19 protein-coding genes are annotated in these 24,171 nt (G+C 71.6%); 5 read left to right on the plus strand and 14 right to left on the minus strand.

Annotation, left to right across the window (positions count from 1 at the left end; translation table 11 throughout):
* Positions 1 to 33 precede the first annotated feature (33 nt).
* From ACIPSJ_RS25875 to ACIPSJ_RS25900, 6 genes are all read right to left on the minus strand, one after another.
* On the minus strand, positions 34 to 1,056 hold the full coding sequence (locus tag ACIPSJ_RS25875) for a branched-chain amino acid ABC transporter permease (protein ID WP_401349378.1): 1,023 nt from the start codon (positions 1,054 to 1,056) through the stop codon (positions 34 to 36).
* Entirely contained in the window at positions 1,053 to 1,913 is an 861-nt protein-coding gene (locus ACIPSJ_RS25880) for a branched-chain amino acid ABC transporter permease (protein ID WP_359226833.1), read from the minus strand. Before ACIPSJ_RS25880 ends, ACIPSJ_RS25875 begins: the two co-directional genes overlap by 4 nt.
* A complete protein-coding gene (locus ACIPSJ_RS25885; protein WP_359226835.1) occupies positions 1,910 to 2,605 on the minus strand; it encodes an ABC transporter ATP-binding protein in 696 nt (231 codons plus the stop codon). The genes ACIPSJ_RS25880 and ACIPSJ_RS25885 overlap by 4 nt, the downstream gene beginning before the upstream one ends.
* A complete protein-coding gene (locus ACIPSJ_RS25890) occupies positions 2,589 to 3,362 on the minus strand; it encodes an ABC transporter ATP-binding protein (RefSeq protein WP_401349381.1) in 774 nt (257 codons plus the stop codon). The genes ACIPSJ_RS25885 and ACIPSJ_RS25890 overlap by 17 nt, the downstream gene beginning before the upstream one ends.
* 20 nt (positions 3,363 to 3,382) lie before the next feature.
* Positions 3,383 to 4,582: an ABC transporter substrate-binding protein gene (locus ACIPSJ_RS25895; RefSeq protein WP_359226839.1), complete on the minus strand. Its 1,200-nt coding sequence runs from the start codon at positions 4,580 to 4,582 to the stop codon at positions 3,383 to 3,385.
* 244 nt (positions 4,583 to 4,826) lie between these two features.
* The gene (locus ACIPSJ_RS25900) at positions 4,827 to 6,443 is read right to left on the minus strand and encodes a PucR family transcriptional regulator (RefSeq protein WP_401349383.1); all 1,617 of its coding nucleotides are present in this window, start codon (positions 6,441 to 6,443) and stop codon (positions 4,827 to 4,829) included.
* Between the two features lie 460 nt (positions 6,444 to 6,903).
* Here ACIPSJ_RS25900 and ACIPSJ_RS25905 point away from each other — a divergent pair, with 460 nt between their 5' ends.
* The gene (locus ACIPSJ_RS25905) at positions 6,904 to 9,828 is read left to right on the plus strand and encodes an FAD-binding and (Fe-S)-binding domain-containing protein (RefSeq protein ID WP_401349386.1); all 2,925 of its coding nucleotides are present in this window, start codon (positions 6,904 to 6,906) and stop codon (positions 9,826 to 9,828) included.
* Between the two features lie 123 nt (positions 9,829 to 9,951).
* Here ACIPSJ_RS25905 and ACIPSJ_RS25910 read toward each other — a convergent pair whose 3' ends face one another.
* From ACIPSJ_RS25910 to ACIPSJ_RS25940, 7 genes are all read right to left on the minus strand, one after another.
* Positions 9,952 to 11,457, minus strand: coding sequence for a ferredoxin (locus ACIPSJ_RS25910; RefSeq protein WP_401349387.1), 1,506 nt, complete (start codon positions 11,455 to 11,457; stop codon positions 9,952 to 9,954).
* Positions 11,454 to 11,612: a hypothetical protein gene (locus ACIPSJ_RS25915; protein ID WP_359226846.1), complete on the minus strand. Its 159-nt coding sequence runs from the start codon at positions 11,610 to 11,612 to the stop codon at positions 11,454 to 11,456. Before ACIPSJ_RS25915 ends, ACIPSJ_RS25910 begins: the two co-directional genes overlap by 4 nt.
* Positions 11,613 to 11,721: 109 nt before the next feature.
* Positions 11,722 to 12,717 (minus strand): 3,4-dihydroxyphenylacetate 2,3-dioxygenase, encoded by a 996-nt coding sequence (gene hpaD, locus ACIPSJ_RS25920; protein ID WP_401349390.1) that lies wholly within the window; start codon positions 12,715 to 12,717, stop codon positions 11,722 to 11,724.
* Positions 12,714 to 14,195, minus strand: a complete 1,482-nt coding sequence (gene hpaE, locus ACIPSJ_RS25925) for a 5-carboxymethyl-2-hydroxymuconate semialdehyde dehydrogenase (RefSeq protein ID WP_401349392.1) — start codon at positions 14,193 to 14,195, stop codon at positions 12,714 to 12,716. Before hpaE ends, hpaD begins: the two co-directional genes overlap by 4 nt.
* Positions 14,192 to 15,124, minus strand: a complete 933-nt coding sequence (gene dapA / locus ACIPSJ_RS25930; protein ID WP_401349395.1) for a 4-hydroxy-tetrahydrodipicolinate synthase — start codon at positions 15,122 to 15,124, stop codon at positions 14,192 to 14,194. Before dapA ends, hpaE begins: the two co-directional genes overlap by 4 nt.
* Positions 15,121 to 16,545 (minus strand): fumarylacetoacetate hydrolase family protein, encoded by a 1,425-nt coding sequence (locus tag ACIPSJ_RS25935; RefSeq protein ID WP_401349397.1) that lies wholly within the window; start codon positions 16,543 to 16,545, stop codon positions 15,121 to 15,123. Before ACIPSJ_RS25935 ends, dapA begins: the two co-directional genes overlap by 4 nt.
* A 9-nt stretch (positions 16,546 to 16,554) precedes the next feature.
* Entirely contained in the window at positions 16,555 to 17,559 is a 1,005-nt protein-coding gene (locus ACIPSJ_RS25940; protein ID WP_401349400.1) for a ketopantoate reductase family protein, read from the minus strand.
* 115 nt (positions 17,560 to 17,674) lie between these two features.
* Between ACIPSJ_RS25940 and ACIPSJ_RS25945 the strand changes: the two genes are divergently transcribed.
* From ACIPSJ_RS25945 to ACIPSJ_RS25960, 4 genes are all read left to right on the plus strand, one after another.
* Positions 17,675 to 19,270 carry a PucR family transcriptional regulator gene (locus tag ACIPSJ_RS25945; RefSeq protein ID WP_401349403.1) on the plus strand — a complete coding sequence of 532 codons (1,596 nt, stop codon included), beginning with the start codon at positions 17,675 to 17,677 and terminating at the stop codon, positions 19,268 to 19,270.
* 140 nt (positions 19,271 to 19,410) lie between these two features.
* Positions 19,411 to 20,190: a class II aldolase/adducin family protein gene (locus tag ACIPSJ_RS25950; protein WP_359226860.1), complete on the plus strand. Its 780-nt coding sequence runs from the start codon at positions 19,411 to 19,413 to the stop codon at positions 20,188 to 20,190.
* A 126-nt stretch (positions 20,191 to 20,316) separates the two neighbouring features.
* Complete coding sequence (locus ACIPSJ_RS25955) at positions 20,317 to 21,657, plus strand: MFS transporter (RefSeq protein WP_401349406.1); 1,341 nt, start codon at positions 20,317 to 20,319, stop codon at positions 21,655 to 21,657.
* Between the two features lie 119 nt (positions 21,658 to 21,776).
* Positions 21,777 to 22,868, plus strand: a complete 1,092-nt coding sequence (locus ACIPSJ_RS25960; RefSeq protein ID WP_401349407.1) for an MBL fold metallo-hydrolase — start codon at positions 21,777 to 21,779, stop codon at positions 22,866 to 22,868.
* Between the two features lie 115 nt (positions 22,869 to 22,983).
* Here the strand turns inward: ACIPSJ_RS25960 and ACIPSJ_RS25965 are convergent, their stop codons facing one another.
* Positions 22,984 to 24,120 (minus strand): LLM class flavin-dependent oxidoreductase, encoded by a 1,137-nt coding sequence (locus tag ACIPSJ_RS25965; protein ID WP_401349409.1) that lies wholly within the window; start codon positions 24,118 to 24,120, stop codon positions 22,984 to 22,986.
* Between the last annotated feature and the right edge of the window lie 51 nt (positions 24,121 to 24,171).

Below are 24,171 nucleotides of genomic sequence, written 5' to 3' on the forward strand. Positions count from 1 at the left end.
ACCACGGTTCGTACAGCGGGGCTTCGGGCCTTCCTACGTGCCGTTCACGGATTCCGGCCGCTCACGGGCGAGCCGTCGTGCCAGCGGTCGAAGCGCGTCGGTCCCGGCGGGCACCAGACCCCGCGGCAGGAAGAGCACCACGAGCACCAGCAGCAGCGCGTACACCGCGTAGGAGAAGACCTGGGGCGCGTAGTCGGGCATGCCCGGCCGCGCTCCGACGTCGTTCAGCCACTGCAGCAGCAGCGTGATGGTGGACGCGCCGATCAACGGCCCCCACAGCGTGACGAGTCCTCCCACCACGGCCATGACGACGAACTGGAAGGACACCAGTACCCCGAACGAACCGGGGGCGACGTAGGCGATGAAGAAGGCGAAGATACCGCCGGCGAGCCCGGCGAACGCCGCCGAGAGACCGAAGACCACGAGCTTGTAGCGGCCCACCGGGACACCGGACGAGGACGCCGCCATCTCGCTGGTGGCCAGCGCGCGCAGCCCCCTGCCGGGACGGGAACGCACGATGTTCCTGGTGACCACCATGACCACCACCAGGGCCAGCCAGGCGACCCACGCGTAGCCCCGGAACCCGGAGATGTGGTGCGAACCGATCCCGAGGCTGGGGATGCCGCTCAGGCCGATGTCCCCGCCCAGGGAGGTCTGCTGCCCGATCACCGCCAGCAGGATGAGCTGGAAGGCCAGCGTCGCGAAGGCGAGATAGTGCCCGCGCAGACGCAGCAACGGCATGCCGACCAGCAGGCCCAGCAGCCCCGCGACCAGTGGCGCGCAGGCCAGCCCCAGCAGGCTCGGCAGGCCGTGGGTCGCCATCAGCGCCGCGGTGTAGGCCCCCGCGGCGTAGAACCCGCCGTGCCCGAGGGAGATCTGCCCCGCGTACCCGAGCAGCAGGGACACCCCGGTGGTCACCACCGCGGAGAGCAGCAGTTCGGTGTAGACGGTGAGCTGTGTGGAGTCCAGGAACAGCGGCAGGACCGCGGTGACGACGGCCACCGCGACGACGGCGCCGACGCGGGCCGGCTTCGCAGGTGTCGGACGGCCGGTCATGCGACCTCCTCGGCCATGGCCGGGGTGCGGGCGGCGCGCCACACCATGATGGCGAGCATGAGCACCAGGGCCACCTCGATCTCGTAGGACGCGTCGACATAGCCCCCGATCATCGATTCGGAGACACCCAGGACGAGCGCGCCGAGCAGTGCCGTCCAGGGGTGCATCAGCCCGCCGAAGATGGCCGCCGCGAAACCGTTGACGGCGAGCTGCGCGTCGGAGTCGAACGACACCGGCTGGATGGGGGTGATCAGGATGCCGGCCAGCCCGCCGAGGGCCCCGCCGATCATGAACGCCAGCAGACCCATCCGGGTGACGTTGATGCCCGACAGCCGTGCCGCGTAGGGGTTGGACGAGCAGGCGGTCAGCGCCTTGCCGACGTAGGTACGGCCGAAGAACAGCCCCAGCAGGGCGTAACTGACCACGGCGACGGCGATGACGACGAACAGTTGCCGGTCGACGTGCGCGCCGAGGAAGCTCGTGGAACCGCGTGCCATGGTGAACGACAGCGGCTGGTCGCCGAAGACGATCACTTCCCCGGCGTAGGCGCCGATGGCGAGCCCCAGGGTGATGATGACCGATGACAGGGGTGGGGTGCCCGGCTTGCCGATCGCGATGATCCCGATGAGCAGTCCCAGCGCGCCGGACACCGCCAGGGCCACCACTTCGGCGGCGCCGTGCGGGAGACCGCGGCTCAGCAGTGACGCCGTGGCCATGCCTCCGACGACGGCGAAGGTGCCTTGGGCGAAGTTGACCACGCGGGTGACCCGGTGGATCATCACGAAGCCGCTGGCGACCAGGGCGTAGGTGCAGCCGATCGCGATGCCGGACACCAGATAGGCAAAGAAGGAACTCATTCCGCCGTTCTCTCCAGGTGAGTCTCCGTGTCGGAGCCGGTGATGCCGCCGAGGTAGGCGCGGGCGACCTCCGGGCTGCGGGCGAGTTCCCCGCTGGGCCCGTCCGCGACGATCCGTCCCGACTCGATCACGTAGGCCCGCTGACACAGGTCGAGGGCGAGCCTGGCGTTCTGTTCGATGAGCAGGATCGCCGTGCCCTGCTCGGAGTTGAGTTGCGCCAGGTGGCGTGCCAGGTCCGCGACCACGATGGGCGCGAGGCCCAGCGACAGCTCGTCGATCGCGAGCAGGTCGGGGTCGGCCATGAGCGCACGGCCGACCGCCACCATCTGCTGCTGCCCTCCGGACAGCGTCCCGGCCGGTTTGCGCCGCATGTCGGCGAGGACCGGCAGGACCTCGTAGATGCGCCGCGGATCACGGTTGCGGGAACGCCAGGCGCCGAGCCGCAGGTTGTCCTCCACGGACAGGTCGGCGAAGAGCTGCCGGCCCTCCGGCACCTGCGCGAGCCGTCCGTCCATGTGGATCGTGCCACCGGCCGGCCGCACGATGCCGGACAGGGCGTTCACGAGGGTCGACTTGCCGGCCCCGTTGGGACCGACGAGCGCCACCATCTCGCCGCGGCCGACACGGAGGCTGACGCCGTCGAGGGCGACCGCCGACCCGTAACGGACGACGAGGTCATCGACTTGCAGCATCGGAGCTCTCCTGACCGAGGTAGGCGGAGACGACCCGCGGGTCGCGGCTCACGGCTTCGGGTGTGCCCTCCGCGATGACCTTGCCGAGGTCGAGGACCGTGATCCGGTCCGCGAGGCTCATCACCATGCTGACGTCGTGCTCGATGAGGAGCATCGTGATGCCCCTGTCATGCAGCTCGCGGAGCAGGTCGGCGAGTATCTGCCGTTCCCCGAGCCGCAGTCCGGAGGCCGGCTCGTCGAGCAGCAGCAGATCCGGCCGGCCGCACAGGGCGCGCGCCACCTGAAGCCGGCGCTGCTGGCCGAGCGGGAGGGACTCGGCCGAGACGTCGGCGAAGTCGGCCATCCCGACCTGCTCCAGAGCCTCCCTCGCGCGCTCGGCGATCAGCCGTTCCTCGCGCCGGTGGCCGGGCAGCCGGAGCGCCGCCGAGGCGAATCCGTGGTGGGTCCGGGCGTGTGTCCCGACCATGACGTTCTCCAGGGCGGTCATCCCGTGGAAGAGGCGGGCGCCCTGGAAGACGATGGCGACGCCGTCCCGGGCACGGCGGTGGGGCGCCGTGCCCGCCAGGGACTTGTCGCGATAGGTGATCCGGCCACGGGTGGGCGCCAGGTGTCCGCTGATCAGGTTGAACAGCGTCGACTTGCCCGCCCCGTTGGGGCCGATGATCCCGCGCAACTCGCCCTGCGGCACCGACATGGTGACGTCGTTCACGGCGAACACGCCACCGAAGGACCGCGCCAGGTTCTCGGTTGTGAGCATGTGTGTGGTCTCCTGCCCGATCAAGGCGTCAGGCTGGCCTTGAGCTGCACGGTGGTCCAGTCCGTCGGGACGATGTGGCCGCCCTTGATCGTGTTGATGGCGACCTGATCGACCCCGAGGCCCGCGTGGTCCCCCGAGGTGTACTTGTACGTGCCGACGGTGGTCTGGAGGGTCATGGTGTCGAGCGCGGCCGCGATCTTCTTGGGATCGGCGCTGCCGGCCTTCTTGATGGCCGCCGCGATGAGCTGGACGGCGTTGTAGCCGTCGAACGCGAACCCGGGCGGGTAGGAGCCGTTGGCCTTCTGGAACGGCTCCGCCATCTTCAGCGCGGCCGTCCTGACTCCGGACGTCGGCAGGTCGTTGCCGATGACGGCGAGCGAGCTCGCCAGGATGATGCCCTCACCCGCGGCGCCCACCGGCTCCGTGAACAGCGAGCTGGCCTCGGCGTGGCTGTACACGAGCTTCATGCCGCCCATGCCGGCGGCGGCGAACTGCTTCGCGAGGATGACCGCCGGCGCGCCGGTGGCCCACACCATCAGGCCCTTGGCGCCGCTGCCCCGCACGTGCTGGAGGACGGACGTGAAGTTGGTCTGGGTGGTGGTGAACGTCTCGGCGTCCACGAAGTCGATGCCGTACTGGGCGGCCTTCGCCTTCATGTCCTCCCAGCCCGTCTTGGCGAAGGCGTTCTGGGTGTCGTAGGCGACCGCCATCTTCGTCATGCCGCTCGCCTTGAAGTACTTCAGCAGCTGCTCGGAGACCACCCCCGCGGTGAGCGGCGTCATGTAGATGTAGGGGGAGGGCGGCTGCACCTGCTGGTCCACGGCGGCGGTCGAGACGTAGGGCACCTGCCGCTGCTTCGCCAGCGGCTCGACGGCGAGGGCCGCGTTCGAGACGGGCGTGCCGACGAACGCGACGGCGCCGCCGCTGACCAGGTTGTTGAAGCCGGTGATGGCCTGCTGGGGATCACTCTCGTCGTTCTTGACGGTGATGTGCAGCTTCTTGCCCAGGACGCCGCCGGCGGCGTTGATCTGCTCGACCGCGAGCGCCGCGCCGAGCTTGTCGTTCTGGCCGAGCGGGGTGAAGTTCCCGGTCAGCGAGGCGATCTGGCCGATCTCGATGGTGCCGCCGCCGCTGCCGGATCCTCCGCCCGAGCCGGCGCAGGCGGTGGCGGTGAGGGCGAGCATCGCACCTATCGCGGTGAGACGTCTGTTGTGCGGCATGAGTGCATCCTCCACTTGAACATGTCCGGTTCACCGGCGCCCGAAAAGCGAATGGTCACGGCTTGGCGCGGTCACGGAAGGCGAGGGGTGACTTGACTTGTCCCGCAATGCCCCTCGCTGGGGTGCACCAAGAATGGCCGCTGCCACTGCTGTTGGCCATGGTGGATTCACTCATCGGACCAGGTGTGCCTGGTGGATTTGCACAAGTGCCGCACCGCCCCTGTCGGACGGCGTGAAGGCGTCGTCAGTGCCGGAGCCGGAGGCGGAGCCAGAGCAGCAGTGCCTCGTCGGGGTCGTGCAGGTCGATGCCGAAGAGTTCCCCCGCGCGCTTGATGCGGTAGCGCAGGGTGTTGGGGTGCACGTACATCTCGGCGGATGCCCGGGCGCTGTCGCCCAGACACCGCAAGTACGCGTAGACGGTGCGGGTGTACTCGGTGCCGTTGCGTTCGTCGTGCTCCCGCATCGCCTCCAGCGCGTCCAGCTGCACCGCGTCGAAAGCGTCGAGGTCGGCGCGGAGCCGCAGGAAGAAGGACTCCGCGCGCACCTCCTGGAAGTCCGCGACGGCGTGGTCCTGCCCGCGGTGGGCCAGAACGCCGAGGGCGGCGTCGGCCTCCTGGCGTGAACGTTGCACTCCGGACAGGGCGGGCGCGTGGCCGCCGATCCCGGCGCGCAGCCTGACCCCCAGCATGACCCGGATGCGTTCCAGGACACTGCCCGCCAGTTCTCCGCCCACCGCGCCGGCCGTCGACGGGTCGGCCGGCAGCAGCGAGTAGACCACTCCGTCGAGTTGGACGGTGCTCGCCCTGAAGTGCTGGACCTGTGCGCTGCTGGTGATCAGCTCGATGATGTGCGCCATGTCGGGTTCGCTGACATCGGTCTCCGTCTGCGCGTGCTCGAAGGCGACGACGACGAATCCGGTGCCGTGCGAGCCGAGCGAACCGGCGTGGGGCAGGTCCTCGCCCTGGAGGGCGCCGCGCAGCGCCTGTTCGCGAGCCCGGCGAGCCATGTCGCGTGAATTGCGGTGCCGCAGCAGGCGCAGCGCCGCGAGGTCCGCGGCGTCCCGCAGTGTCCGCTCCTGCTCCGCTCCCAGACTGCTGTCGGCGTCGATGACCCAGATGGATCCCAGCATGACGCGACCGGCCAGGATGCCGACGGCGACGCGAGGCAGAGCTCCGTGCCCGGTGAACCGCACCGGCTGGGGCCGCTGCCGCAACCGGGGGTCGGCGTGCAGGGGTTGGAAGACCTCCGGCACCTCCCGGCCGAGAATCCCCTGGCGCCGCACCTCGTCGGTGGGCTGACCGGAGATCGTGGAATAGGCGATGATCCGGTAGCTGTCGTCCATGATCGCCACCGCGCCGCGCAGCTGGGCGGCGGTCGCGTTGGCCAGGTCGAACAGGTCGTCCCATTCTCCGCCGTCACCGCCTGTCGCGGCCGGTCCGGACCGGGTCGCGAGCACCGCCGACAGGAGGGTGTCCAGATGGCGCCAGTTCGCCTCGTCGTCCGCCGCCAGCAGAGCGATGCCCTGCTCCCGGGCGAGGGCGCGCAACCCGGCCGGGTCCTCCCCGTGGAGCTTGACCACCAGGGCGGTGCACCGAGCGCGGGCGGCCATGCGGAGGGCTGCTTCGGCCTCCGGTGAGGCGGGCCGCACGCCGATGCCGAACAGCATCGTGTCCGGGGCCGCGCTGACCGCGTGCGGCGGATCCAGGATCTCCAGCTCGCTCACTGGGACGTCCAGGCCGAGAGGGGTCTCCAGCGCCCTCAGCAGGGTGTCGCCGACCGCGTCCAGCAGGGAGGCGAGCGTCGCCGAAGCGGGCACTTCCGCGCCCGGCTTCTCTACGGCACCTGTCTCTGATCGGGCCATGCTCACTCCTGCCAGGGGCGGGCGCGTTTGTGTCATTGCCTCAACGAACCCCGCGCTCTTGAGTGAAAGCAACATAGCAGCAGGGGAAAGCGGGAGACACACTCGAACAACCGCATTCCGCACACGTCCACGAGGAGCTCGATGACCGCGGTGAGCAGTGTCGGCACCACGATCGAGATGTACGACCGCTGCGCCTACGGGACAACCACGGCCCTCGTGCTCGACCGTCGGCCCTTCTCCCGGTGAGCCCTGCCGCCCTGTTCCGGCACGTCGGCCTCGCCGGAATTCCGTCGTGGGCCACGGACGCCGTGCCGGGCGATTCATCCGCCCGGGCACCGCGCGGATGCCCCAGCCGCCCGGCGGCCCCTGCGCCGGCCGCAGTTCACGAGGCCGACCGGGTGCTCAGCCGACGTACCGGCCTTCGACCACCGGCCGGCACGCACATCCCAGGAGACACGACATGAAGAAACTGGCTCGGCTGCGTGCCGCGCTGCCCACCGGCCGGGACACCGGGGGAGCGGAGGGCTCTCCCGTCGCCACCCCGCGGTGGCTGCGCGAGGGGCTGGCCGCGGTGGTCGGAGCGGAGCAGGTGCTGTCCCGTCCCACCGACCTCGCCCGCTACGCCTCCGACGCGAGCCCGTACCGCTACCTGCCCCGCGTCGTCGTGATGGCGCGCGACGCGGCGGATGTCGCGGCCGTACTGGCCTTCGCCGGCCGCCACGACCTGCCCGTGACCTTCAGGGCCGCGGGGACCAGCCTCAACGGACAGTCCCAGGGTTCGGGCATCCTGGTGGACGTGCGCCGGCACTTCGCCGGCGCCGTGGTCGAGGAGGACGGCCGGGTGCTCCGCACCCGTCCGGGAACCGTGATCGCACGCGCCAACGCGCAACTCGCCCGGCACGGCCGGATGCTCGGCCCCGACCCCGCCAGCAGCGCCTCGGCCACCATCGGTGGCGTGGTCGCCAACAACGCCAGCGGGATGTCGTGCGGGGTGGTGCACAACGCCTACCACACGGTGCGGTCCCTGCGCGTCGTCCTCGCCTCGGGCACCGTCGTCGACACCTCCGACCCTGCGGCCGACGAGCACCTGGAGCGCGCCGAACCCGCCCTCGTCCGCGAGCTCATGGCCATCAAGAAGGAGCTGGAGGCCGACCCGGCGCTGTGCGACCGGATCAGGACCAAGTTCGCCATCAAGAACACGAACGGCTACCGCCTCGACGCCTTCCTGGACGCCGACACTCCCGCCGGGATCCTGCGCGGACTCATGGTCGGCTCCCAGGGCACGCTCGGCTTCCTCGACGAAGTCGTCTTCGACACGGTTCCCTTCGGCCGCCACCACGCCACCGCGCTGCTGCGCCTGCCGAGCCTGCACGACGCGGCTGCCCTCGTCCCCGACCTGGTCGAGGCCGGTGCCCATGCCGTCGAGCTCCTGGACGCCCCGTCCCTGCGCTCCACCGCCGGCGTCTCCGGAGCCCCCCGCTGGCTCGCCGAACTCACCGAGGACGCGCAGGACGCCGCACTGCTGGTCGAGTTCCGGGCCGCCGATTCGGACGACCTGACTGTCCAGCAGGAGCGCGCCGAGGCAGTGCTGGCCGCTTCCACCGCCCCCGTGATGGGGCAGTTCACCCGCGACTCGGCCACCGCCGGCGCCTACTGGCGGGTCCGCAAGGGCCTGCTGGCCGCCGTCGGCAGCACCCGCCCCCCGGGCACCGTGCTGCTGGTGGAGGATGTCTGTGTCCCCCCGGACCGGGTGGCCGACGCCGCCCGCGACCTGTTCCTGCTCCTTCAGCAGCACGGCTTCGCCTCGCCCATCGCCGGGCACGCCTCGGCCGGGAACCTGCACTTCCCGCTCATGCTCGACCCCTCCGCACCCGAGGACGTGCGCCGTTACCGCACCTGCATGCAGGCTCTCGCCGACCTGGTGCTGAACACCTACAACGGCGCGCTCAAGGGCGAGCACGGCACGGGACGCAACATGGCGCCGTTCGTGACCCAGGAGTGGGGCAGCGCCGCCGTCGGACTCATGTGGCGGCTCAAGGCCGCCCTCGATCCGCGCGGCATCCTCAACCCCGGCGTGATCCTGGACCACGACCCGGACGCGAACGTCCGCAACCTCAAGACGCTGCCCCCGGTCGACCCGGCCCTGGACCCGTGCATCGAATGCGGCTTCTGCGAACCGGCCTGCCCCAGCCACGACCTGACCACCACACCCCGCCAACGCATCGTGCTGCAGCGGGAGATGGCCCGGCACCGGGCCGACTCCCCCCTCGTGCTCTCCCTCACCCAGGACTACGCCTACGACGCCGTGGACACCTGCGCCGGGGATTCGAGCTGCGCGGTGAGCTGTCCCGTCGGCATCGACACCGGCGCCGCGATGAAGAGGCTGCGGCACGCCGGGCACGGCTCGCTCGCCGAACGCGCGGCCACCTGGGCCGCACGCCACTGGGCAGGTCTGGAAGGGGGCGCCCGGGCCGCCGTGGGCCTCGCCCGGCGCACCGCGGACATCGCGGGAGACGCCCCGCTGCGCGCGGTCACCGCCGCGGCCCGTGGCGTGCTCGGCACCGAACTGATCCCCGCCTGGCTGCCCGAGGTGCCGCAGGCCGCCCCGAAGCGGTTGCCCGCCACCCGACGGCAGCAGGCGCACGCCGTCTACGTACCCGCCTGTGTCAACCGGATCTTCGGCACTCCCCCGGGAGAGAGCGGGCCGACGGTGGTGCAGGCCCTCGTCACGCTCGCGGAACGGGCCGGCCGACCGCTGTGGATCCCCGCGGACGTGGCGGGCACCTGCTGCGGCACCATCTGGCACAGCAAGGGCTACGAGAAGGGGCACGCCGCCATGGCGGGGGTGCTCGTGGAGCGGCTGTGGCGGTGGAGCGACGAGGGACGCCTGCCGGTCGTCATGGACGCCTCCTCCTGCTCGCTCGGCGCCCTGCGCGACGTGGTGCCCCATCTGAGCCCGGCCGACCGGGACCGCCACAGCCGGCTGTCCATCCACGACGCCGTCGACTGGACCCAGCGGGAACTGCTGCCGCATCTCACGGTCACCGAACGAGTCCCCACCGCCGTGGTCCACGCCACCTGCTCGATGCAGCAGACCGACCACGGCTCGGCCCTGAAGGCCGTGGCACAGGCGGTCGCCGACAGCGTTGTCCAGCCGATCGCCGAGTCCTGCTGCGGGTTCGCCGGCGACCGCGGCTTTCTGCACCGGGAACTGACGGAGAGCGCGACCGCGGCCGAGGCCGAAGAGGTCGGGCGACTCGACGCCCAGGCCCATCTCAGCGCGAACCGCACCTGTGAGATCGGTCTCCACCATGCCACCGGCGCGGCGTACACCTCGGTCATCCAGCAGCTGGAGCGAGCCACCCGGCCGGTTGTGACGCGGTAACGCCTCCTCCGCCGGGCAGCGCACAAGCTGCCCGGCAGCGGCATGGCGGCCGCCCTTCCCGCAGGGGTGAGGCGCGGGGCGGGGCATCTGGGGCGGCCGGGCACCCCCGATGCGCCGCGCCTGTCAGATTCTCTCGACGCGCAGGGCGAGTGTCGGGCACCGTCGTACCGCGAGTCGGGCTCGGGCGGCCAGACGCGGAGGGACCGCGGTGGCGGACAGAACCGGATAGCCGTCCTGCTCCATCCGGATCAACTCCGGGACCACGTCGGCACACAGCGCGTGTCCGTCGCACAGCGTCCAGTCCATCGTGAACCGTTCGGCCGTCCTCGCCGCCTGCGGCCCCCTCGGCAACGGCAAGGCGCCCCATACCCGCCGCCCGCAGCCGCTGCCCAGCGCATGCGCCGCCAGGTCGTCCGAGAAGGTCGACAGCGCCGACAGCACGAACCGCGCCGACCCGTCCGGATGCGCACACGCGCGCCGGCCCTGGACCGCGGCCACCTGCTCCCGCAGCCGTTCCCTGACCGGCGCACCGCCGTCGTGTACGACGTCGTCCAGGGCCGTGGCGAGCGCCGACAGCCCCCGGAAGCAGGGCACGCAGTGCGAGACCCTCTCCGCGGCCAGCCAGTGCGCCGCTCGCGCCACCTCTCCCAGCGGGCACGTCTCCTCGGGCACCCGTGTCACAGAGCCCGCTCCGAACACGGCGCCCGCCGCCTCGATTCCGCGGCGCGACATCAGCGCGGTGTCGGCCGCCCGGCGGGGCAGGAAGGCTCCGTCGTGGCCGCCGAGCAGCACCGCCTGTCCGGCATCCGTTCCACAGCGTTCCAGCAGGGTGGCCAGGGGCGTTCCCAGCGGCGCCTCCACCACGGTCTGCGCGGGCCCCTTGCCGCCCGGCGTATGCGCGGTCACCGTCGCCAGGAATGTTCCCGGCTCGTCCCGCTCCCCGAGCGCGCCGAATCGCGCCGCGCCCATCCGGGCCGCGACCGCGAGTTGCGCCCATGTCTCCGTGTTCGAGAGGAGCGTCGGCACCGCTTCGAGGCCGCCCGCCGAGGCGTCACCCACTCCATCGATGAAACGTTCCTGCGACCGAGCCATCCGTATCTCGGGTCCCCGGGCGCGTCGCCGGGGCTGCCGCTCGGCGACCGCGGCCTTGATCGCGGCCGCTGCCGCCGGGTGGGACACCGCGATCACCACCTGCTGCGCGCCCAGGGCCTCCGCGGTCAGCAGCGCGCCGTCCAGGACCAGATGGGGCGCGCGGCGGAGCAGCACCTCGTCCTTGCGGCACGACGGGTCGTCCTCCACCGCGTCGACGACGACAGCCGCGGTCAGTCCGCCGCGCCGGGCCGAGGCCATGACGGCGCGCAGCTTGTGGTGGAAGGGGAAGCCTGCTGGGCCGCGCTCCCGCAGGGCGATCCGCTCGGTGAGCGCGAGCAGATCGCGGAGCCCGAGTTCGCCAGGGTCGGGGAGCGGGCCGTGTGCCGTGAGGTGGGCGCCGTGGTCCAGACGCTCCTGGGCGCGTCTCGGCCTCAGGCCCGCGGTCAGGCGTGGCACGCCGAGGCCCAGGGAGACGACGGCCGGGACGGGGTCGGGCGCGGCGGCCCGGGCGCGGCGCCGCGCGAACGGCGGGGTCACCAGGGCCGCCGCGCGGACGGCATGGGCACCACGACGGCGTCCGGGAACAGGGCCGGCGCCCCGAGCCCGGCAAGGAGCCGATCGCACGGGGCGGCGAGCGGCACCGCCGCCACGGGAGACAGGAGCCGTGCGCTCGCGACGGCGTGGAGGGGCAAGGGGGGTCCTTCGTGCAGAACGGGACGGACATGTCCCGGGTGTGGTGGGAGCCGATCCGGCGGTGCGGCGCGCGTGGGGAGGCAGCACCGCCCGCCCGCCGGGCCGGCGTCAGCCGAGACCGTCGGCGCCGACCTGCACGGCCGACTCGTCGAGCAGGCCGTCGGCCACCGGCTGGGGAGCGCCGTCCAGGCCGAGCACCGGAGTGGCTTCCTTGTACCAGGACTCGATGACGGCGTTGCCCCAGAAGTCGCGGCGGCGGTCGTCGTGCACGTTCCAGCGGTACGTCTCGTGGTCGGGGTCGCCGGTGTAGTAGTCGGAGGTGTAGATCTCCACGCGGTGGCCGTCCGGATCCCGCAGATACAGGTAGAAGGCGTTGGAGACGCCGTGCCGGCCCGGTCCGCGCTCGATGTGGTGCTCCTTGCGCACCGCGCCGAACAGGTCGGCGGCGCGCAGGACGTGGTGGGACTCGTGGGTGGCGACGCCCAGGTGGTGCAGGCGGGGTCCGGGGCCGCAGGTGAAGGCGACGTCGTGGACGGTCTGCTTGCGGTACATCCAGGCCGCGTACAACTCGTGCTCGTCGCCCTCGATGGTCTCCGAGCAGCCGAAGCCCAGCGACTCGTAGTGGGCGTAGGCGGCGGGGGTGTCGGGGGTGCAGAGGTTGAAGTGGTCCAGGCGGGCGATCTCGGCGCCGTGGCGCAGGTCGTACCGCTGGATGAGGCGTTCGGCGCGCTCGATGTCGTGGAAGAACTCGACGGGGAAGCCGAGGGGGTCGACGACGCGGACGGCGTCGCCGACGCCGGGGGTGCCCTCGCCCTCGGCCACCCGCCTGACCGGCCGGCCGAGGCCGGTGAAGAACTTCTCCGCCTTGTCGACGTCCTCCGGGGTGCGCACCCGGTACGCGATGTGATCGAGAGCTGCCCGTCGGCCCCGCCTCAACACCAGGGAGTTGTGGGTGAGTTCGTCGGTGCCGCGCAGGCAGAGGGTGCCGGGGTCCTCGTACTGGACGTGGAAGCCGAGCATGTCGACCCAGAACCAGCGGGCCGCGCCGAGATCGGTGACGGCCAGCTGGGCGTAGGCGGAGCGGACGACATCGGGCGCGGTCATGAGCCGGTCCCGAAGCGGGGGGTGTGCACCTGGCCGAGGGCCACGTGCACGATCTTCGACTCGGTGTAGAAGTCGATGGAGTGGGCGCCGCCCTCGCGGCCGACGCCGGACGCCTTGACCCCGCCGAAGGGGGTGCGCAGGTCGCGGACGTTGTGGGAGTTCAGCCAGATCATGCCGGACTCGACGGCGTGGGCGATGCGGTGACCGCGCTTGAGGTCGGAGGTCCAGATGTACGCGGCCAGCCCGAACTGGGTGGCGTTGGCCAGCTCGATCGCCTCGGCCTCCGTGTCGAAGGGGGCGACGGCGACGACCGGGCCGAAGATCTCCTCCTGGAAGATACGGGCGTCGCGCTCGACGTCGGCGAAGACCGTCGGCTGGAGGTAGTTGCCACCGGTGAGATGGTCCGGGCGGGTGCCGCCGGCCACCAGCCTCGCCTCCTTCCTGCCGATCTCGACGTAGTCCAGGACGCGTTCGTAGTGCTCGGGATGGACGAGCGCGCCGACCTCGGTGGCCGGGTCGGCGGGCAGGCCCACCCGGACATTCGCCGCCCGCTCGGCCAGACGGCGGGTGAACTCCTCGTACAGGGGTCGCTCGACGAGCACCCGCGAACCGGCCGTACAGCGCTCGCCGTTGAGGGAGAACACCCCGAACACGACGGAATCCAGGGCGGCTTCCACGTCGGCGTCCGCGAAGACGACCGCAGGGGACTTGCCGCCCAGTTCCATCGAGGTGGTCTTCAGGTGCTGCGCGCTGGATCGGATGATGTGCCGGCCGGTGTCGGTGGACCCGGTGAAGGAGATCAGCGGCACGTCCGGATGGTCGACCAGGGCCTGGCCGGCCTCCTCGCCGATGCCGTGGACGATGTTGACCACGCCCGCGGGCACGCCCGCCTCCGCGAAGATCTCCGGCCACAGGGACGCGGACAGCGGCGTCCACTCGGCGGGCTTGAGGACGAGGGTGCAGCCGGCGGCGAGCGCCGGGGCCAGCTTCCAGCTCTCCAGCATGAACGGGGTGTTCCACGGCGTGATCAGCCCGGCGACCCCGACCGGAGTGCGCACGACGTAGGAGAACTGCTCCTCGCCCTGCCGGAAGGCCTCCTCGCCGAGGGCGACGACCACGTCCGCGAAGTAGCGGAAGTTCTCCGCCGCCCGCCGCGCCTGGCCCTTCGCCTGGGTGACGGGCAGCCCGGTGTCGTACGTCTCGAAGGCGGCCAGGCGGTTGTGCCGGGCTTCGACCGCCTCCGCGATCCGGTACAGCACGCCCGCGCGCTCGCGGTTCGAGATACGGGACCAGGCCGGGAAAGCGGACCGCGCGGCGGTCACGGCCCGGTCGACGTCGGCCGCCGCACCGCGCGCGGCCTGCGCGTACACGGTGTTGGACACCGGATCCGAGACGTCGAACGTGCGGCCGTCGGACGCGTCGACGAGGTCGCCGCCGATCCAGTGCCGGATGGTCGAGGGCAGGTTCGCGGGGGTCACCGGCCGGCTCCGATCTGTGCGGTGAGGTCGCCGCCTTCGGCAAGCAGCGCGCGGATCTTCGTCAGGCCCGCGTCGGTGGGGGTCGTCAGCGGCGGGCGGACGTGCGGGGAGGAGATGCGGCCCTGCCGCGCGAGCACCCACTTGGCGGGCGCCGGATTGGTCTCGACGAACAGCAGGTCCACCAGCGGGTGCAGCCGGTAGTGCAGGTCACGGGCTCCGTCGAAGTCACCGGCCGCCCACAGCTCGTACATCCGTGCCACCGCGCCCGGCGCCAGGTTGGCGACGGCCGAGACGAAACCGGCACCGCCGAGGGCGAGCAGCGGCAGGCACAGCAGCTCGATGCCGGACCACACGAGAAGGGAGCGGCCGCATGCGTGCAGGATGCGGGAGAAGTGCTCGAAGTCCTTGGTGGTCTCCTTCACCCCGACGAAGTTGTCGAAGTCGGTGAACAGCCGCTTGACCGTCTCCGGGGCGATGTCGACGGCCGTGCGCGAGGGCACGTTGTAGGCGACGATCGGCAGGTCCGGGAACTCCCCGGCCACCGTCGCGTACCACTGGTACAGCGCCTCCTGGGTGGGCCGCGCGTAGTACGGCGTGATGACCAGGGCCGCGTCGGCGCCCAACTCGTGTGCGGCGGCGGTGAGTTCGATGGTCTCGCCGAGCTTGTGGGAGCCGGTGCCGGGCAGGAACGGCACCCGGTCGCCGATCACCTCCACCGCCGTGCGCATGCCGGCGATCCGCTCGGTGACGCTCTGCGCGCTCGGCTCACCGGTGGATCCGCCCAGGGAGATCCCGTGCGAGCCGTTGTCCAGCTGGAAGCGGATCAGCGCGGCGAGGCCGTCGTGGTCGACCGCTCCTTCGTCGGTGAACGGTGTCACGACGGGGGCTATGGACCCGCGGATGACCGCCGGATCGCTGCGGAACTTCACTGTGAGTCTCCCTTGCACCAGTTCTCATAGGCCTCCCGCCAGGCCGGACCCAGCGGATACAGACCGTCGACGCTCTCGCCCGCGGTCACCTGCGCGGCGATGAACCGCTCCTGCCGCTCCTGCTCCCGGCAGTCGGCGACCAGTTCGGCGGCCAGTTCCGGCGGTACGACGACCACCCCGTCCGCGTCGCCGACGATCAGGTCACCGGGCTGGACGAGGGCGCCGCCGCAGGCGATCGGCACGCCGGTGTCCCAGGGGACGTGCCGGCGGCCGAGGACGGACGGATGGGCGCCGGCCGCGTAGACCGGCAGGTCCAGGTCGGCGACGGTCGCGCTGTCCCGGACCGCGCCGTCGGTGACGATTCCGGCCGCGCCCCGCATCGCCGCCCGCAGCGCGAGGATGTCGCCGAGCGTGCCGGCACTCGCGTCGCGCCGGGCGTCCATCACGAGGACCTGGCCCGGACGCAGCTCCTCGATCGCCCGCTTCTGCGCGTTCATGCCGGTGCCGTACCGCGCGAACAGGTCCTCGCGCAGCGGCAGATACCGCAGGGTGTGGGCGACGCCGACCAGGTTCGCCGAGGCCGGCCGCAGCGGTCGTACACCGTCGACGGACATGTGGGGCATGCCGCGGGCGCGCAGTTGGGCGCTGAGCGTCGCGACCGCCACCGAGGTGAGCCCTTCTTCGAGGACCGGGTCCAGCAACGGGAGGGCGGTGCCGTAGGCGGCATCGCGCTCGGCCGGATCCACCCGGGGCATCGCGCCGAACGGCTCCAGCGAGGGCCCGGCGGTGACCGGGTTGGCCAGTCGTCCGGTCGACAACTCGCCCCCTGTGACCTCGACTTCGACCGTGTCGCCGGGCGAGACCACCGAGGCACCGGCCGGGGTACCGGTCAGGATCACGTCCCCGGGTTCCAGGGTGACCAGCCGGGACAGATCGGCGACCAGCCGCCCGAAGGGGAACAGCAGCGTGTCGGTCGTGTCGTCCTGGACCAGTTCGCCGTCGACCCAGGTCCGCAGGCGCAGGGCGGCGGGGTCGAGTTCGGCGGCGTCCAGCAGGCGGGGCCCGATCGGCGTGAAGCCGTCCGCTCCCTTCGAGCGCAGGTTGGAGCCGCGGTCCGCGTAGCGCAGGTCGTAGACGCCCGCGTCGTTGGCGGCGGTCACCCAGCGGACGTGCGACCAGCCGTCCTCCGGCGCCACGCGCTGTGCGCGGGCACCGATGACAAGGGCGATCTCGCCCTCGAAGCCCAGGAGTTCGCAGCCGTCCGGCCGGACGATCGGCTCGCCCGTGCCGGACAGCGACGAGGGCGGCTTGAGGAAGTAGGAGGGGTGGGCCGGGGCCCGTCCGCGTTCCCTGGCCTGGCTGGGGTAGTTCAGGTGAACGGCGATGATCTTCGACGGGGGAGTGCCCAGAGGGTGTGGCACGGGGCTCCTTCAGGTGCCGGGCGTCCGGGCGTGGCCGCGGACGCGCTCGCGCAGGGCGAGCAGGCCGTGCACGGTGTCGAGGGAGGGGGCGGGGACGCCGGTGTGACGCGCGAGTTCGCGTACGGCACCCACGACGGCGTCGAGTTCGAGGGGGCGGCCGTGGTCCGCGTCCTGCAGCATCGAGGTCCGGAACGCGCCGAGCTCGCGGGCGACGGCCAGCCGCCCGTCGGCCGTCATGGCACTGGCTATGCCCAGCGCGGCGCCGACGGCCGCCGTCTCCTCGAACATGGCGGCGCACAACCGGCGTGTGTCGGGATCGTCGAGGATGTCCAGGACGGTGGCGCCGGTGAGCGCGCTGACGGGGTTGAGGTTGACGTTGCCCAGGAGCTTCTCCCAGATGTCCCGGCGGACGTCCACGGCGGGCTCCGGGCGGATGGCGCCCCCGGACAGCGCGGCGACGCACCGTGTGACACGGTGCGAGACTCCGCCCGCCGGGTCGCCGACGATCAGCCTGCTGCCGCTGACGTGGGTCACCCGGCCCGGGCTGTCGACCACACTGCTGAAGTGCGCGACCCCCGCCATCACGCGCTCGGCGGGCAGCAGGGCCAGCAGCTCCCCGTCGGGGTCGACCGAACGCAGGACGTGGCCGGCCCTGGAGTACTCGACCGTGGACAGCAGCCACCAGGGGACACCGTTCGCCACGACGAGGACGTCCGCACCGCGATCGATCCACGTCCGGACGGAGCGGACCGCCGACAGCAGGTGCTGGCTCTTGACGCACAGGACCACCAGATCCGGAACGGGGAGCCGCCAGGCGTCGTACGCCGTGGGGAACCAGTGACGGTGCTCGGTCCGAGCCTCCTCGCCGCGCAGGGCGAGACCCCGCGCGGCGATCGCGTCGAAGTGCGGGCCCGGCCTGCCGAGGAGGGAGACCTCGGCGTCCGACGCGGCGAACGCCCCGGCGAGGGCGGCGCCGACGGCACCCGGGCCGACGATGGTGATCCGTTGTCCCATGGCAGCGAGCATGCGCTGCGGCGTCATCCACGACAATGTCGGTATCTACACTCGCGGTCGTCCTCTGATGTAGATTCCGCCATCGCTCCATTTCTCACGTGCGGGAGGACCCCGTATGACCGCCATGCTCCTCGAACAGCTCGTCGTCGCCCTGCAGGACGACGTGGTCAGCGTGCTGTCGGAGGGCGCCGAGGCCGAACCGCGGGTCGTCGGTGTCGAGTTGCTGGACTCTGCCGAGGTCGTGCGGGCGACCGCGGCCGGGCATCTGCTGCTCGGCGTCGGCGTGGACATCGCGGACGCCGGCGCGATGGACGCCGCCCTCCGGACGGCGGCGGACACCTCGTGCGCGCTCGCCGTCAAGTGCGCCCTTCCCGCGCCGGACGGCCTGCTGGCCCGGATCCGCTCCACAGGGGTTCCCGTACTCGCCGTCAATCCCCAGATGCCGTGGACGCGGGTCCAGCGCCTGGCCACCTCCGTGCTGGCGGCGCGTGCGGTGGATTCCGAGCCCGACGGCGCACGGACGGGCGGTGATCTGTTCTCCCTGGCCAACGCGGTCGCCGGCATCGTCGGCGGAGCGGTGGCGATCATGGACACGCAGCAGATCATCGTCGCCTACTCGAACCTGCCCGACCAGCCCATCGACGAGATCCGGCGGCAGGGGATCCTCGGCCGCCGGGTGCCCGAGGACGCGATCGCCGACCACCTGGACCGCAAGGTGTGGACGAGCGAAACGGTCGTACGCCACCAGAGGTCCGGAAGCCTGCCGCGCATGGCCGTGGTCATCCGGGCGGGCGAGGACGTGCTCGGCTCCCTGTGGGCCGCGTTCCCCGACGACACCGCGGTCCCGGACTGCGGGCCCACCTTGCAGGAGGCGGCCCGGGTGGCGGCTTTACACATGCTGGCGCTGCGCCGCCAGGTCGACGCGGAGCAGGAGAGCCGGGACCGCGCCCTGCGGTCCGCACTGGAGGGCCGGTCGGGGCAGAGCGACCTGCCCGGCGGCGTCCGCCTCCCCGGTGTCCTGGTGGGGCTGAGCGAGGCGGTACCCGCAGGCGGCGACACGGGCGACTCGGGCGTGGCGGCCCGGCGGCACGCCGCTCTGCTGCGGCTCGTCGATCTCGCCGTCCTCGACAGCCGCTCCCTCGGCTACGAACCGGCGGCGGCCCTGCTCGGCGAGCACGTCTACGTCCTGCTGCCCGCCGCCGGTTCGGGGCGGGTGTCCACCGGCGTACTGCTGGACCACCTCCTCGACCGGGCCCGGCACAGCCTGCACCGCTCGTTCGTCGCGGTGGGCTCACCGACCGTGGGCGCGCTCTCGCCCCTGCTCAGGGCCCGCCGCGACATCGACGCAGCCCTCGACCACCTCCGGGAGAGGTGCGCGGATCCGGGTGCGTACCGCACCGAGGAGCTGCGGCCGGAGCTGGTGCTGCGGCGGCTCGTACGCGCCGTCCGCGACGACGGCGAACTGCGCACCGGCATCGTGGAACGCCTGCGGGCGCACGACGCCGAGCACGCCACCGAGTACGCGGCCACCCTGCTCGCGTATCTGCGGCACTTCGGTGACGTCGTCGCGGCCAGCGGTGCGCTGCACATCCACCAGAACACACTGCGGTTGCGGCTGCGCCGGGCCGAAGAACTCTTCGGGGTGTCGCTCGCCGACCCGACGCGACGTCTGCTGCTGACCCTGGAACTGACGGCGCTGACCCAGCCTTAGTGTCGGATCGCACAGTGCGCGGGCGCTTTTGATGGCGGCCTCGACATTGGCTGCCCACGGCTCGCGCACCCATGCTCCTGCACACCGAGGTACGCCTCCCCCCCCCCAGCGGCGACACCCATGGATCAAGGAGCACGGCAGTGACCGTTCTGGACCTCCCCACGAGCACGAAGAAGCCTGCCGGTATGAGGGAGGCCGAGTGGCAGGCGCGGCTCGAACTGGCGGCCTGCTACCGGATCTTCGACCACCTCGGCTGGGTCGAGATGATCTTCAATCACATCACCGTGCGGGTGCCGGGCGAGGACGGGCACCTGCTCATCAACCCGTTCGGCCTGATGTACAACGAGGTCACCGCCTCGAACCTGGTGAAGATCGATCTCGACGGAAACCTGCTGTCCGACTCCGACTGGCCGGTCAACGAGGCGGGACTGCTGATCCACTCCGTGATCCACGCCGGCCGGCCCGACGCCCACTGCATCATGCACACCCACACCACCGCGGGCACGGGCGTCGCCTGCCTGCGCGGCGGACTGGACCCGGACAACTTCTACGCCGCCCAACTGCACGGCATGGTCGCCTACCACGACTTCGAGGGCGTCACCGTGGACCCCGAGGAGAAGCCACGCCTGGTGGCCGACCTCGGCGAGCGCAACCTGATGATCCTGCGCAACCACGGCCTCCTCGCGCTCGGCCCGACCCTGCCGGCCGCCTTCTCCGCCCTGTGGACCCTGCAGCGGGCCTGCGAGATCCAGCTGGCCGCCCAGTCCTCAGGACAGCCGCTGATGCCGGTGACGCCGGCGGCCGCGGTGCGCTCGACCAGGGAGTCCTTCCAGATGGGCGACCGCACGCAGGCGGGGCGGACGCTGTTCACCGCGCTGCGCCGGCGTATCGACCGGATCGCCCCGGACTACGCCGCCTGACGCGGAGCCGCCGAACCCTTCCCGATCCCCACCCCGCACCCCCCGCTGCTCACTCCCCACCCCCACCCCCCACTGCTCACCTCTCCGCTCCGGGTCGACGATGACCCGCTGACGATCGGACCAGCCATGTCCCAGCCCTCAACGGCAACAGGCCGCCAGCACCGCACGGTCGCGCTGGCAGCCATGGCGGGCACCACCATCGAGTGGTACGACTTCTTCATCTACGCCCTGTGCACCGGCCTGGTCTTCGGCAAGGTGTTCTTCGAGGGATTCGGCGAGGACTCGCTGATCATCTCCTTCGCCACCATAGGCATCAGCTTCTTCTTCCGCCCGATCGGTGCCGCTGTGGCCGGCCACCTCGGCGACCGGCTGGGCCGCCGCGCGATGCTGATCGCCACCCTGGTGCTGATGGGCGTGTCCACCACCCTCATCGGCCTGGTGCCCACCCGGGACTCCATCGGTGTGACCGCCCCGGTCATCCTGGTCTTCCTGCGCATCCTGCAGGGGATGTCCGCCGGCGGGGAGTGGGGCGGCGCCGCCCTGATCGCCGTGGAACACGCCCCCACCGGCAAGCGCGGCAGGTTCGGCGCCTTCCCCCAACTCGGCGCGCCTCTCGGCCTGCTGCTCGCCAACGGCGTCCTCGCCCTGATCACCGCCCTCACCACCGACGAGCAGTTCCTCTCCTGGGGCTGGCGCATCCCCTTCCTGCTCAGCGTCGTCCTCGTGGCCGCCGGCTTCGTCATCCGCCGCCGGGTCGAGGAGAGCCCCGTCTACCAGGAGCTGAAGGACACCGGCGACCGCGCCCGCACCCCGCTCGCCACGCTCTTCCGCCACCACTGGCCCCTGGTCGTCGCCGGCGCCCTGCTGTTCGCCGCCAACAACGCCGTCGGCTACATGACCACGGGCGGCTACGTGCAGGCCTACTCGGTCAACCACCTCAAGATCAACCCCACCACCATCCTGATCTGCGTCATGATCGCCGCCGTGGGCTGGCTGGCCAGCACCCTGGCCGGCGGCATCTGGTCGGACCGGATCGGCCGCATCCGCGTCTACCGCATCGGGTTCCTCATCCAACTCGCCTGGATGTTCCCGTTCTTCGCACTGCTCAACACCGCGAACACCGGCCTGATCGTGCTCGGCCTCGTCCTCTACAGCATCGGCCTCGGCCTGACCTACGGCCCGCAGTCCGCCCTGTTCGCCGAGTTGTATCCCACCGCCGTCCGCTACAGCGGTGCCGCCCTGTCGTACGCCCTGGGTGCCGTCCTCGGCGGTGCGTTCGCCCCGATGATCGCCGAGGCCCTGCAGACCAGCACCGGCACCGTCTACTCGGTCGCCGTCTACCTCGCGGCCGTCACCCTCGTGGGTCTCACCGTCACGTTCTTCCTCAAGGAACGCCGGGACACCCCCCTCACCGGCACCGAGGCCCACGCCGAGCAGTACGACGAACAGACCACCGTCACCGCCTGAGGGGCCGCCACCGACCGGCCGGAGGACTCCACCGGGCAGCCGAAGGCCGGTCCCCACAGACGTAGATGATATATCAACTACGTATCCCCCCCGTCCCTCTCCAGCCAGGAGCCACCCGAATGACCGATCCGACGGCCGACATGCCCCTTGCGGCGTCCTCCGAGGGTCCCCGCCACAAATCCCTCACGCGCCGCCGTTTCTGGCAGGTCGGCGCCGCCGTGGCGGTCAGCGCCGGTACGGCATCGCTCCTGCACGGGCAGTTCGCCGGTGCCGCGACCGCCGCCACCTCGCAGGACTACTTCGACCGTGCCGCCAAGCTGGCCGGCGACAACCCGATTCTCACGGACCTCATCACCGCGCTCACGTCCGGTTTCACCGTTCCGCATCCCACCGCGCCGGACCCGCTGAAGATCTTCGACGACCTGGCGGTGCTGAGCGTCGGCTGGGTGTCCGCCACGGCGATCCTCACCTCCGGCGGAATCATCCTCATCGACTCCCTCACCTCGCCCAGCGACGCCCAGAACACCATCGTCCCGGGCCTGAAAGCGCTCGGCGCGGACCCGTCCACGATCAAGTACGTCGTCGTCACCCACGCCCACGGCGACCACTTCGGCGGCGCCCAGTACCTCGCCGACACCTACGGCGCCCGGGTGTTGATGTCACCGGCCGACTGGACCACCCTCGCCACCAGCAAGCCGGCCAACGCCCCCGCCCGGGACCTGGACATCAGCGACGGCCAGCAACTGACCCTGGGCACCACCACGGTCACCCTCCACTACACCCCGGGCCACACCCCCGGCACCGTCTCCCCGATCTTCCCCGTCCACTGGCAGGGCACCGCACACACCGCGATGCTCTGGGGCGGCACCAACCCGCCCACCGCCACCACGGACAAACAGACCTACCTCTCCTCCGCCAAGACCTTCGGCTCCCTGATGAAGCGGGCCGGTGTCGACGTCGAGCTGAGCAACCACCCCTTCTGCGACTACGGCCTGGAGCGCATGCAGGAGCTGAGCGGCACGCCGGACACCGCCGACAACCCGTTCGTCGTCGGCACCTCCGACACCCAGCTCTTCATGCAGGTCGTGCGGGCGATGGTGAACGGACGCATCCTCCAGGACCAGGAGTCCGCCGACTCCGCCGCTGCCGGCACCACCAGGGCGGTGGCGCTGGCGGCGATCACCCCGCGCACGGCCGGCTGCGGCTGCTGACGATCCGGACCGTCCGAGCCGGCTTCGGAAGGACCCACGAAGGACCCACGTCCGAGGCGGAACCCGACCGTTCGGGTTCCGCCTCGTCTCCCGAGCGGGAGGACGCAGGCATGGCTCAGGGCTGTGCCTTGTCGACCTCGTTCGCGGCGTCGGCGACGGTACGGCCGTGGACGGCGGGGCGTCCGCCGTAGGGATCCGCGTCCGTCCACAGCGTCGTGGGGGCGGCCTTGCGGACGACGGGGACGACCTCGCTCGCGAAGCGTTCGAGCATGTCGAGCTGCTGCTCGTGCGGGATCATCGTGGGCAGGCTGAAGGACTGCAGGTCGTGGCCGAACGCCTCGTGCCACCACAGGATCTTCTCGGCGATCTGCTGCGGGCTGCCGACCAGCACCGGCCCGTGCGCGATGGCGTCGTCGATGGTGGCGAACGTCATCTCGTTGCCGGGCGTGTGCATGCCGGGTTGGTTGAAGAAGGCGACGATCTTCTCGTAGGTGGGGCCGAAGGCGTCCCGGGCCTCCTGCGTGGTGTCCGCCAGGTACAGGAATCCGGCGCCGGCCGCGACGTAGGCGAACCGCGGGTCGTGGCCGTGCGCGGCGTACCGCTGCCGATAGTGGTCGATGAGCACGGTGTAGTTGTCGCGGGGCTGGATCGCGTTGGCGGAGAAGAGCGGGTCCCCCCACCTGGCCGCCAACTCGGCGGAGGTCTGCGTGGTGGCCGAGCCGTGCCAGATGCGCGGGGCGCCCGCGAACGGCCGGGGCAGGCTGGTGACCTTGTCGAGCGGCCCCCGGAAGCGGCCCTCCCAGGTCACCTCCTCCTCGCGCCACAGCCGCCGCAGCAGCTCGTACTTCTCCGCGAGCGCGTCCCACTGGTCGCCGTTCCCGATGCCGAACATGGGCAGCTGACGCATCTCGTTGCCCTTGCCGATCACCAGCTCCAGCCGGCCTCGGGAGAGCTGGTCGACCGTGGCGTAGTCCTCGGCCACCCGGAGCGGGTCGTGGATCGACAGGACGGACACGCCGGTCTGGATCCGCACCCGGCCGGTGGTCGCGGCGATCGCGCCCAGCAGCACGGTGACGCCGCTGCTGAGGAACTCCCCGGCATGCCGCTCACCGAGTGCCACGGCGTCGTACCCGAACTGCTCCGCGTAGCGCGCCGACGTCAGCGCCTGGGCATACCGCTCGTCGGTGCGGATCCGGCGTCCGGTCACCGGGTTCGTCAGGTGCGGCAGGATGTCGAGAACCTGAAATCTCATGCTGGTGCTCCAAGGTGGCGTGCTGTTCGCGGGACGGTGCCCGGCTGGTTC

Origin of the sequence: Streptomyces sp. NPDC090088 (assembly GCF_044747345.1) — a bacterium.
In the GTDB taxonomy this organism is placed as follows: domain Bacteria; phylum Actinomycetota; class Actinomycetes; order Streptomycetales; family Streptomycetaceae; genus Streptomyces.